This is a genomic window from Kitasatospora sp. NPDC056446 (assembly GCF_042796115.1).
GTDB lineage: Bacteria > Actinomycetota > Actinomycetes > Streptomycetales > Streptomycetaceae > Kitasatospora.
In genome coordinates, this window is the sequence record NZ_JBHTRF010000001.1 from 61,931 (window position 1) to 72,075 (window position 10,145).

The following is a 10,145-nucleotide window of genomic DNA, read 5'->3' on the forward strand; positions in this document are numbered from 1 at the left end:
GGCAGAGCGACGGCAAAGGCGTGTAAGAACCCGGCGGACATGAATGCGGAGCCCGGCTCGGCGGTGTCACCCCGTCGGCCGAGGAGGCCCGGCGGGCGCTGCGCGACCCGGCGAAGTACCGCCGGGCGGCCCCGGCCACCCGGCTCTGACGTCAGGTCCGGGTCCCGGCTCCCCGAGAACGACGGGCCGGGCGCTCAGGCACCGCCGTGCTCGGACGCCGCCGTACTCAGGCGCCGCCGGCGGGCGGGGTCCGGCCGACCTGGAGGTGGTAGTCCACGGCGGTGGCGAACCCGCCCGAACTGCCCCGCAGGCTCAGCTCGTGACGGCCGGGGGTGAGCGGCTCCATCCGCACCCACAGGCCGCACGCGTACCGGTAGGCCTTGCCGGACGCGGCCCCGCCGGTGAAGGGGTTGCCCTTGACCGAGTCGAACTCGGTCGGGGTCGGCTCGATCCGCTCGACCGTGAGGGCGCGCCCGTCGAGGGTGGCACCGCCCTCGGCGACGGCCATGAAGTCCACGCAGTCGCTGCGGACGCCGATCAGGTTCACCACCGGAAAGATGATCGGCATGTCGGCGGGGATGAGGCAGGAGCGCGTGGCGGCGCCGTCCGTGGTCCCGGCGAGGAACCAGAGATCGGCCTTCTGCCCCTGGCCGCAGAGGTGGCCGTCCCGGTCGAGCACGGGGTTGCGGGCCTGCTCGATCGAGGCGGCCCAGCTCCACCAGGCCGCCTGGACGTCGTACGGGAGGATCGCCTGGACCCTGGCCGTGTAGGCGGGGTCCGCGTCGGGCGGGGGCTCCTGCGTCGCCGGGGCGCCGGGCGACGGCACCCCGGCCGTCGCGCCGGAGGCGGCCCGGTCGGTCGCGGCGGGGCCGGTGGGGGCAGGGCCGGTGGCGCCCCGGTCGGAAGCGCCCCGGTCGGAACCCGGTACGCCGGTGCAGGCCGCCGTGAGGGCGAGGGCGCCGACGAGCAGCCCGGCCAGTCGTCTGGAAAGCATGATCGGGAAGCTTAGGCGACGGCGAACGGCCGCCGCCCGGGGGTCTCCTGCCCGCTACCCGGCGATCCAGCGGACCGGGTGGCCGGACGGGTCGGTGGTGAGACAGGACCCGTCGCCGAGGGGCTGGATGTCGTCGGCGTGCTGCCCGTGCGCGTCGAGTTCGCCCCGGACGCGGCCGGAGCCCGCGTCGACCCGGTAGTGCCGGAACCACTCCTCCTCGTCCTCGGTCTCGCCGACGAGGGTGACGATGACGGTGTCCTGGTCCAGGTACCCGCCGCTCCACTCCAGGTAGGTCCCGTCCGGGTCGTGGCCGAACGCGTCGACGGTGAGGGTGAAGCACACCTCGCCGCCCGGGTACGCGTGGACGGCGACGTCGGTCTGCCCGTGGTCGACCGTCATGAACCGGCGCCCGTCGGGTGCCAGGCCGACGAGGCACCGGTCGCCCCACGGGTACTGGACGAGGTCCATCCGGCCGTCGGCCGACGACGCGCGGTAGACGGCCGTGCCGTCCTGGCCCTCCCCCACGTCGAGGAGCATCTCCCCGCCCGCCGGGTGCGGCAGCTGGTGGCCGCCGTGCCCGACGGTCTCCAGGTCCGCCCGCGCGAGGACCGCTCCGGTCCCGGCGTCCACGGCCACCCACTGGTCGGGGCGGTCACGGCCGGCCATGGCATCGGGCCGGTAGACCCAGAGCACGAGCCCGTCCGCCGACAGCGCGCAGCCGGGCCAGTGCCCGAACCGCTCGCTCGCCTTCGGCTCGAACGCGGACCGCCAGACCTCGGCGCCGTCCGCCGTCACGCAGACGACGGCGTCCAGGGTCGTGTAGTAGGCGCGCCGGAGATCGGCGGACACGGCACGGTCGACGGCCTCGTCCCCGGCGACCGGCCGGAAGACCACGGCGGGCGACAGCACACCCACCGCGTCGGCAGCCGGGGCGTAGGCGCAGATGCCGCCGTCGACGAGCCGCGTGATGACCTGGAGGGGGCAGGGAGCATGAGCCATGCCCGGAAGGTTAGCCACCCCCGCGACGGAGCCCGCGCCCGGCCGTCGGAAGGGCCCCCGACGGCCGGGCCCGGGCGGGTGCCCGGGCAGGTGCCCGGGCAGGTCAGTTGAGCGGACCGCAGGAGGGCCGGCCCGCACCCGCGCCCCGGCACACGTGCGTGCCGCCCCCGGCGCCGCTCCCCCGGGCGGGTGCGCCCGTCGGCCGCCGGGATCCCGTAGGGTCGGCCAATGGCGAAGTACTTCGACGTGCATCCAGAATCCCCCCAGCCGCGCACCATCAGCACCGTGGCCGACAGCCTCCGGTCCGGGGCGCTGATCGCGTACCCGACCGACTCCTGTTTCGCCCTGGGCTGCCGGTTGGACAACCGTGACGGCCTCGAACGGATCCGGTCGATCCGGCGGCTCGACGACCGCCACCACTTCACCCTGATGTGCGAGGACTTCGCGCAGCTGGGGCAGTTCGTGCAGCTCGACAACAACGTCTTCCGCGCCGTCAAGGCCGCGACGCCGGGCAGCTACACCTTCATCCTCCCCGCCACGAAGGAGGTCCCCCGCCGGCTGATGCACCCGAAGAAGAAGACGGTGGGTGTCCGGATCCCCGACCACGCCGTCACCCGGGCCCTGCTCGCCGAGCTGGGTGAGCCGCTGCTCTCCAGCACCCTGGTCCTGCCCGGGGACGAGGAACCGATGACCCAGGGGTGGGAGATCAAGGAGCGGCTCGACCACGTGCTGGACGCCGTGCTGGACTCGGGCGACTGCGGTACGGAGCCGACCACGGTGGTCGACTTCTCCGGCGGCGCGCCGGAGATCGTCCGACGGGGGGCCGGAGACCCGACCCGCTTCGAGTGAGGCGCCGGGCCCCCGGTCCACGGCGCCGTGCCCCCGCCCCCCGGGAGCGGTGGTCAGCCGCGCGGTCCCGCCACGGCGTACACCGCCGTGCCGGCGGCCAGCAGGGCCAGGGCCGTCACCGTGGACACGGCCGTGCCCGGGGGGAAGGCCATCCAGTGGAGGACCTCCCCGGCGGTGCCGCCCGGGGGCGGGGCGAGGAGGGTGAACCCGAGCCAGCCCGCGGGCAGGGTCCAGGCGTACTGGGCGCCGCACAGCGCCGCCCCGAGCGCGGCCAGGCCGACCAGGCCCGCGCTGTCGCGGACGACGACCTCGGCCGGCACGAACCGGGCTCCCAGCGCCTGGACCGCCAGCAGCGCCGCACCGGCGGCCGCGCCGATCAGCAGGACGTGCGCCGCCCGGCGCGGGGCCCAGCGCAGCGCGGCCGTCCGGTCCAGTGCGGCGTCCTGGCCGCCGAGCCCGGCGGACGCGGCCGCCACGTTGGCGGTGAGGACCGGGAGCGCGATGCCCAGGCCCATCGGGCTCTCGCCGCCGGCCCGGCCGAGGGCCCACACCACCAGTGCGACGACGGTGAGCGCGGCGGCCGAGACGGGCACCTGCCGTGAGCGCGCGTACAGCGCCGGCCACCTCATCGCGGCGTGCCTCCCGCCGGCTCCGTGAGCGGGTCGCCCCCCGCGCAGGAGAGCGCGGCGGCGTGCAGCCGGTCGATCAGCGCGTGCTGCTCGGCGGGCGGGGCGGCCGTCAGCTTCTGCCAGAGGGTGTCGGCCTGCGTCCAGGCCGCGCGCGCGTAGACGTCGGTGTCCCGGTCCTCCAGCGGTTGGAGCAGCGGATCTCCGAGGGCCCAGCTCGCCGCGACGCTCTGCAGGGCGACGCTCTCCACGATCCCGCTCTCGCGGCCGTTGCGCGCATGGCAGTTCGGTGCCAGGCCCTGGGCGACCAGGGCGCGGGTCAGCTTCCGGCCCGACGCGTCGGCGAACAGGTTCTCGTCGAAGTCGACCAGTACCGTGTCGGCGGTGAGCGGGCGCGGCTCGCCGAGATCGCGCAGCCCGGTGTCCTCCCGTACCGAGGTCGGCGCCGCGTCGCCCAGGGCGTCGTGCAGGACGCTCAGTGCCTCCCGGCCGCGGGCGGCGAGTTCGGGCAAGTGGGAGCGGTTCGCCCGGGCGACGCAGACCGGTCCGTCGCAGACCGGGGCGGCGGCCGCCCGGTCGACGACGTAGGTGTCGCGCGGGTCGGCCGGCAGGACCGCCATGGCCAGGGCCGCGCCGGCGAGGACGGGGAGCAGCGCGAGCAGCCGGGCCCGGCGGGTGGCGGCGGTCAGCAGGGCGAAGCCGGTGGCGAGCAGGCCGAGCAGCCAGAGCGTCTGGCCCAGGTGCACGGAGGCGGACAGGGTCAGCAGCATCTCGCGCGGCTCGGCGGCCACCGGGGACAGCAGGGTGAGCCGGTTGGACCCGCGGCCCGAGGGCAGCGCGTCGCTGGTGCTGACCCGGAGCATGCTGACCACGGCGAGGCAGAGCACCACCAGGGCCGGCGGGGTGAGCACGGACGGCAGGGCCCGTGCGACGCCCATGCCGAGGACGGCTCCGGCGACCAGGCCCAGCACCGCCACCAGGGAGATCGGCAGCCAGCCCGGCGGCGTGTAGTCGGTGCCGCCCAGGGCCACCCCGGTCGCGCCGACCAGGACGAGCAGGCCGAAGCCGGCCGCCAGGGCCGCCGCCGTCGCACCGGCGGGCAGCGCCGCCCGGTGCCAGGCCGGCCGCGGTGTGGTGCCCAGCAGTTCGCCCATCCGCGAGCGGGAGTCGCGCAGCCCGTACGCCGCGCCCAGGCCCACGACCAGGGGCCACCAGAACCCGAGCAGGTAGCGGGTCCACATCGCCATGGAGGTCCACTGGGCGGTCCACCCGGCGGTGCCCTGGTTCCAGATCCCGTCGTTCGGCAGGAGGATCGCCAGGCTGCCGGCCAGGACGACGATGCCGCCCCACGGCGCGGCCGAGCGCCTCAGCTCGGTGCGCAGCACACGTGCCTTCACCAGGTGCCCCCCGGCTGCTCGGAGTCGCGCAGCAGGGCGGAGTAGCCGCGTTCCAGCGGGCTGTCGCCGGGGTGCTCGGGGCCGCCGGCGGCGGCCAGTTCCTGCGGCGTGCCCTGGAAGACCAGGCGGCCGTCGGCGAACAGCACCACGTCGGAGCAGGCGGCGGCGACGTCCTCGACCAGGTGGGTGGAGACGATCACGCAGGCCTCGCGGCCCAGTACCTGGAGCAGGTCGCGCAGCCGCAGCCGCTGCGCCGGGTCCAGGCCGACGGTCGGTTCGTCGAGCAGCAGCAGGGCGGGGTCGTTGACGATGGCCTGGGCGATGCCGGCGCGGCGCACCATGCCGCCGGAGAGGGTCTTCATCCGGTGGTCGGCGCGGTCGGCCAGGCCGACGCGTTCCACGGCCCGCTGGACGGCCGCGGGGATCTCGGCTTTCGGGACCTCCTTCAGCCAGGCCATGTACTCGACGAACTCCCGTACGGTGAAGCGCTTGTAGTAGCCGAACTCCTGGGGCAGGTAGCCGATCCGGCGGCGCAGCGCCCGGTGGTCGCCGGTCCTGTCCACGGAGGTGCCGAGCAGGTCCAGTTCGCCGGCGGCGGGGCGCAGCACGGTGGCCAGGGCCCGGATGAGGGTGGTCTTCCCGGCGCCGTTGGGGCCCAGGAGGCCGTGGGTGCCGGTGCCCAGGCGCAGGTCGAGCCCGTCGACGGCCAGCTTGCGGCGTCCGGCGCGTACGCTCAGGCCTTCGGCCCTGACCTCCCAGGGGTGGGTCTTCGGCGCGGTGTCGGCCGCGCGCATCGCTGCTGTCACGAATGGTTCCTTCCAGGGGGCGGGGGCTACGGGGGAACTGCGGGGGCTACAGCGGGACTACGGGGGCTACAGCGGGACTGCGGGGGCAACGGCGTGCTCAGCGCGTCGAGTAGGCGTTCCTGCGGGCGGCCACGGCGCCGGTGCCGAGCACCAGGAGCAGGGCCCACCCGGGCAGCAGGTCCGCCTCCAGGACGGCGGGGAAGCGGTTGGTGGCGAGCGCGGGCGCCACCACGGCGGCGCCCCAGGCGGCTGCCAGGCCGGCGGCGGCGCGGGCCACGCCGATGACGCTGCCCAGGGCGAGGGCGGCGGAGGTGAAGGCCAGGGAGGGCAGCAGCCACTGCGCGGCCGACACGGTGCCGGTCAGCCGGCCCTCCAGCAGGAGCCCCGGCAGCACCACCAGCAGGACCCCGGTGGTGCGCCGCAGGAGCAGCGGCAGGCCGGCCCGGGCGGTCGAGACGGTGAGTTCGTGGGCCGGGTCCAGGGCGGGCGACCAGGCCGCGGCGACGCCGCACAGCGGCAGCGCGGGGGCCAGCAGCAGCATGGGCGAGCCGCCGACGACCGCCGACGACGCCACCTCGTCCAGCAGCAGCGCCGCCAGGGTGACGGCGGCGGTCATCGCCAGCCACGGGGCCATGACCGGGGTCAGCCAGGCCGTCACCCATGCGGGGCGGCGGCGCCGGACGGAGGCGTGGGCGCAGGCCCGGGCGGCCGCGTCCAACCGCGGTTCCAGGGCCGCCCGGACGGTGTCGACCAGCGCGGCGGTGCCCGGCGCCTCGACGGGCAGGCAGGCCGCCAGCCGGGCGCGGCACGGCGCGCACGTCTCCAGGTGCGACTCCAGTGCCCACAGGGTGTCCGCGGGCAGGTCCACGTCGCCGCGCGCGTAGTCGGCGATCAACGCCGCCGACGCGTGTTCCGCACTCATGCCAGCTCCTCGCGCATCGCGATCCGGGCCCGGCGGGCCCGCGTCTTGACCGTGCCCTCGGGCAGTCTGAGCAGGACGGCCGTCTCCCGGACGGTCAGCCCGTCGAGCACCATGGCCTGGAGGACCTGGCGGAGTTCCGGCGCCAGGCGCCGCAGGGCGTCGCCGACGTCGCCGCCGACGGTGGCGGCGAGCGCCTCCTCCTCCGCCGCGGGCACCACGGCCCGCTCGGCGGCGGCGGCCGGCGGCTCGGCGTGGTGGGCGCGGCGCCGGAACGCGTCGACGAGGCGGCGCGCCGCGATCGTCCACAGCCACCCGACGGCCGTCCCGCCGACCGCGCTGCCGGCGAACGCTCCGGCCGCGCGCCACACTGCCAGGTAGGTCTCCTGCATCACCTCGGCGACGATCTGCTCGTCCGCGCAGCGCCGGCGCAGCCGCACCGCCAGCCACGGCGAGGTGCGCCGGTACAGCTCGTCGAACGCTGCCCGGTCACCCTTGGCCACCAGCCGGAGGAGGCCTTCCTCGTCCAGGTCCTGCGGTGCTCTCCTGCGTGATCTCACACCAGCCAGACGCCCGGTACGGCATCCGGGTTCTGCATCCGGCATGACCTGCGTCACAGTTCGGCGCCCCGGGCCGGCGTCACAGTCAGGCGCCACGGGCCGCGGGTCCGGCCGGGACCGGGCCGATCGACGGCCGGCCCGCCGGGCCGTCAGGCGGCCGCCGCCCGGGGCGGGTTCGGGGCGGCCTCACGGCGGACCGACGGGCGGGCCGGGACGCGTCGTCAGGCCCGGCCGGGGGTGGGGCGGAGTTCGCGTTCGAGGGCGGTCAGGGCGAAGGTGTGGGCGGAGGCGTGCTGCCAGCGCGGGCGTCCGAACATCACGTCCTCGGAGAGCCCGTTGAGCATGGCGACGGCCCTGATGACGAACTCGGGGAGGTCCACGTCGGCGAACTGCCCCAGGGCCCGCCCCTCGACCAGGATGGCCTCCAGGCGCTCCTCCCAGGCGTCGGACAGCGCGGCGAGCAGCTGCCGGCCCGCGTCGTCGTGGCGCTGGGCCAGGACCTGCGTCCACAGGGCGTAGCGTTCGTCGCCCGGCTGTCGGGGCAGGTAGAAGCGGACGAACAGCGCCAGCTTCTCGGCGGGGGTGGCGGCCTCGTCCGCGGCCTGCCGGAACCGGGTGCCGAGGTCGGCTTCGCTCCAGACGAGGACTTCGAGCAGGAGCCGGTCCTTCTTGCCGAAGTGGTACAGGATGTGGCCGGTGCTCATGCCGGCGCGCGCGGCGATGTCGGACATCCGCACGGCGGCGGCGCCCTTCTCGGCGATGGCGCTGATGGCGGCCCGCATCGCCCGTTCCCGCGCCTCGTCGCCGCTGGGCTGGCGCTTGCGGCCGGCCGGGGCCCGAGCGGGCAGGGGGGTGGTGCGCGGCCCGGCGCCCGCCGAGGGCCCGGGCGTGCCTTCGGGCGGGAGGAGGCGCTGCGGCCGCTCGGACTCGGGCTCGGACTCTGGGGTCGGCATGGCCTCATCTCGGTTCTGGGGTTCTAGATCGATAGTCTAGACTGAAAATCTAGTCAGTACGACTGGAAGCAAGACGGCCGCGAGCGATCGGTCCGACGCCCAGCGGTTCGCCCTGCCCGACCCGACCATCCAGGAGACACCGCATGACCCGCGGATTCGACGTTGTGGAGACCAGTATCGCCGGCCTGCGCGCGGCGCTGGAGAAGGGCGAGACCACCTCGGTCGGGCTGCTCGACGCCTACCTCGCACGGATCGACGCGTACGACCGGCCCGGCACCGCCACCGCGCTCAACGCGATGGTCGTGATGAACCCGGACGCCCGCGCCGAGGCGGAGGCCTCCGACGCGCGCCGCGCGCGCGGCGAGACGCTCGGCCCGCTGGACGGCATCCCCTACACCGCGAAGGACAGCTACCTCGCGAAGGGCCTGACGGCCGCGGCCGGCTCCCCCGCCTTCGAGCACCTCGTCGCCCAGCGCGACGCCTTCGCCATCGAGCGGCTGCGCGCGGGCGGGGCCGTCCTCATCGGCCTGACCAACATGCCGCCGATGGCGAACGGCGGCATGCAGCGCGGCGTGTACGGCCGCGCCGAGAGCCCGTACAGCGCCGACTGGCTCACCAGCGCCTACGGCTCCGGCTCCTCCAACGGCTCGGGCACCGCGACGGCGGCGTCGTTCGGCGCGTTCGGCCTCGGCGAGGAGACCTGGTCCTCCGGCCGGGCGCCCGCCTCCAACAACGCGCTGTGCGCCTACACGCCCAGCCGCGGCGTGATCTCGGTGCGCGGCAACTGGCCACTCGTGCCGACCATGGACGTCGTGGTCCCGCACACCCGCACCATGGCCGACCTGTTCGAACTGCTCGACGTCATCGTCGCCGACGACCCGGAGACCCGCGGCGACCTGTGGCGCGCGCAGCCGTGGCTGCCGCTGCCCGCCGCGTCGCAGGTGCGCCCCGACTCCTACCCGGCGCTCGCCCCCGCCGACGCGCGGGCGGCACGCGCCGCGCTCGCCGGCAAGCGCGTCGGCGTGCCCCGGATGTACATCAACGCCGACCCCGACGCCGGCACGAACCCCGACGGCGGCATCGGCGGCCAGACCGGTCAGCGGATCGACACCCGCCCCTCGGTGATCGCCCTGTGGGAGGCCGCCCGCCGCGACCTGGAGGCGGCCGGCGCCGAGGTCGTCGAGGTCGACTTCCCCGTCGTGTCCAACTACGAGGCCGACCGCCCCGGCGCGCCCTCGCTGTTCACCCGCGGGCTGGTCGGCCGCGACTTCCTCACCGTCGAGATCGAGGACCTGTCCGCCTGGGCGTGGGACGACTTCCTGCGCGCCAACGGCGACCCGGCCCTCGCCACCCTGGCCGAGGTCGACAGCACCCGCATCTGGCCCAAGCAGCAGGGCGAACTCCCCGACCGCTACGCCGGGTTCGACGACACGATCGGCGACTACCCGCGCTTCGTGCGTGAGCGCCCGTACGCGTCCTTCACCGACATGCCGCACCTGGAGGAGGGGCTGCGCGGGCTGGAGGAGACCCGCCGGGTCGACCTGGAGCTGTGGATGGACGGCCTGCGCCTGGACGCGGTGCTGTTCCCCACCGTCGCCGACGTGGGCCCCGCCGACATGGACGTCTCCGAGGCCTCCGCCGACCTCGGCTGGCGCAACGGCGTCTGGGTCGCCAACGGCAACCTGGTGCCCCGTCACCTCGGCATCCCCACGGTGACCGTGCCGATGGGCACCATGGCCGACACCGGCATGCCCGTCGGGCTGACCTTCGCGGGCCGCGCCTACGACGACAATGCCCTGCTCGGCCTCGCCGCGGCCTTCGAGGCGACGGACGCCCGGCGGACGACGCCGCCGCGCACGCCGCGGCTGTCGGCGGAGTGACGTCACTGCGCAGTGGCGCGACGGCCGGGTGACGGCCGAGTGGCATGACGGCCGGGTGGCATGACGGCGACGCGGCGGCACCCTCCCTCGGGGGGGGGCCCCCCCCCCCGTTACCCGCCCCCGGGGGGCCACCCCCCCCGCCCAAAAACGGGAAACCCGGTA

The 10,145-nt window shown here is 75.7% G+C and carries 10 protein-coding genes; 2 read left to right on the forward strand and 8 right to left on the reverse strand.

The features are described 5' to 3' along the window. Positions 1 to 226 precede the first annotated feature (226 nt). Both ACFQ6N_RS00295 and ACFQ6N_RS00300 read right to left on the reverse strand, forming a co-directional pair. The gene (locus ACFQ6N_RS00295) at positions 227 to 994 is read right to left on the reverse strand and encodes a signal protein (protein WP_380645856.1); all 768 of its coding nucleotides are present in this window, start codon (positions 992 to 994) and stop codon (positions 227 to 229) included. A gap of 54 nt (positions 995 to 1,048) precedes the next feature. Beyond that, complete coding sequence (locus tag ACFQ6N_RS00300) at positions 1,049 to 1,993, reverse strand: hypothetical protein (RefSeq protein WP_380645857.1); 945 nt, start codon at positions 1,991 to 1,993, stop codon at positions 1,049 to 1,051. A gap of 228 nt (positions 1,994 to 2,221) precedes the next feature. Between ACFQ6N_RS00300 and ACFQ6N_RS00305 the strand changes: the two genes are divergently transcribed. Continuing rightward, complete coding sequence (locus ACFQ6N_RS00305; RefSeq protein ID WP_380645858.1) at positions 2,222 to 2,842, forward strand: L-threonylcarbamoyladenylate synthase; 621 nt, start codon at positions 2,222 to 2,224, stop codon at positions 2,840 to 2,842. Positions 2,843 to 2,895: 53 nt separating this feature from the next. Here ACFQ6N_RS00305 and ACFQ6N_RS00310 read toward each other — a convergent pair whose 3' ends face one another. From ACFQ6N_RS00310 to ACFQ6N_RS00335, 6 genes are all read right to left on the reverse strand, one after another. Further along, positions 2,896 to 3,471: a hypothetical protein gene (locus ACFQ6N_RS00310; protein ID WP_380645859.1), complete on the reverse strand. Its 576-nt coding sequence runs from the start codon at positions 3,469 to 3,471 to the stop codon at positions 2,896 to 2,898. Continuing rightward, positions 3,468 to 4,865: a hypothetical protein gene (locus ACFQ6N_RS00315; RefSeq protein WP_380645860.1), complete on the reverse strand. Its 1,398-nt coding sequence runs from the start codon at positions 4,863 to 4,865 to the stop codon at positions 3,468 to 3,470. The genes ACFQ6N_RS00310 and ACFQ6N_RS00315 overlap by 4 nt, the downstream gene beginning before the upstream one ends. After that, the gene (locus ACFQ6N_RS00320; RefSeq protein WP_380646139.1) at positions 4,862 to 5,659 is read right to left on the reverse strand and encodes an ABC transporter ATP-binding protein; all 798 of its coding nucleotides are present in this window, start codon (positions 5,657 to 5,659) and stop codon (positions 4,862 to 4,864) included. The genes ACFQ6N_RS00315 and ACFQ6N_RS00320 overlap by 4 nt, the downstream gene beginning before the upstream one ends. A gap of 109 nt (positions 5,660 to 5,768) precedes the next feature. Further along, a complete protein-coding gene (locus ACFQ6N_RS00325; protein WP_380645861.1) occupies positions 5,769 to 6,593 on the reverse strand; it encodes a zf-HC2 domain-containing protein in 825 nt (274 codons plus the stop codon). Continuing rightward, complete coding sequence (locus ACFQ6N_RS00330) at positions 6,590 to 7,093, reverse strand: RNA polymerase sigma factor (RefSeq protein WP_380646140.1); 504 nt, start codon at positions 7,091 to 7,093, stop codon at positions 6,590 to 6,592. Before ACFQ6N_RS00330 ends, ACFQ6N_RS00325 begins: the two co-directional genes overlap by 4 nt. A gap of 278 nt (positions 7,094 to 7,371) precedes the next feature. After that, a complete protein-coding gene (locus ACFQ6N_RS00335) occupies positions 7,372 to 8,103 on the reverse strand; it encodes a TetR/AcrR family transcriptional regulator (protein ID WP_380645862.1) in 732 nt (243 codons plus the stop codon). A gap of 143 nt (positions 8,104 to 8,246) precedes the next feature. On the opposite strand from ACFQ6N_RS00335, the gene ACFQ6N_RS00340 reads away from it, so the two are divergent. Then, positions 8,247 to 9,983 (forward strand): amidase, encoded by a 1,737-nt coding sequence (locus tag ACFQ6N_RS00340; RefSeq protein WP_380645864.1) that lies wholly within the window; start codon positions 8,247 to 8,249, stop codon positions 9,981 to 9,983. Positions 9,984 to 10,145 lie beyond the last annotated feature (162 nt).

What these genes read in the sequence shown, in the direction of transcription:
- ACFQ6N_RS00300 (WP_380645857.1), bottom strand. Translation starts at nt 1,993, where the DNA reads ATGGCTCATGCTCCCTGCCCCCTCCAGGTCATCACGCGGCTCGTCGAC.
- ACFQ6N_RS00305 (WP_380645858.1), top strand. Translation starts at nt 2,222, where the DNA reads ATGGCGAAGTACTTCGACGTGCATCCAGAATCCCCCCAGCCGCGCACC.
- ACFQ6N_RS00295 (WP_380645856.1), bottom strand. Translation starts at nt 994, where the DNA reads ATGCTTTCCAGACGACTGGCCGGGCTGCTCGTCGGCGCCCTCGCCCTC.
- ACFQ6N_RS00310 (WP_380645859.1), bottom strand. Translation starts at nt 3,471, where the DNA reads ATGAGGTGGCCGGCGCTGTACGCGCGCTCACGGCAGGTGCCCGTCTCG.
- ACFQ6N_RS00320 (WP_380646139.1), bottom strand. Translation starts at nt 5,659, where the DNA reads ATGCGCGCGGCCGACACCGCGCCGAAGACCCACCCCTGGGAGGTCAGG.
- ACFQ6N_RS00335 (WP_380645862.1), bottom strand. Translation starts at nt 8,103, where the DNA reads ATGCCGACCCCAGAGTCCGAGCCCGAGTCCGAGCGGCCGCAGCGCCTC.
- ACFQ6N_RS00325 (WP_380645861.1), bottom strand. Translation starts at nt 6,593, where the DNA reads ATGAGTGCGGAACACGCGTCGGCGGCGTTGATCGCCGACTACGCGCGC.
- ACFQ6N_RS00340 (WP_380645864.1), top strand. Translation starts at nt 8,247, where the DNA reads ATGACCCGCGGATTCGACGTTGTGGAGACCAGTATCGCCGGCCTGCGC.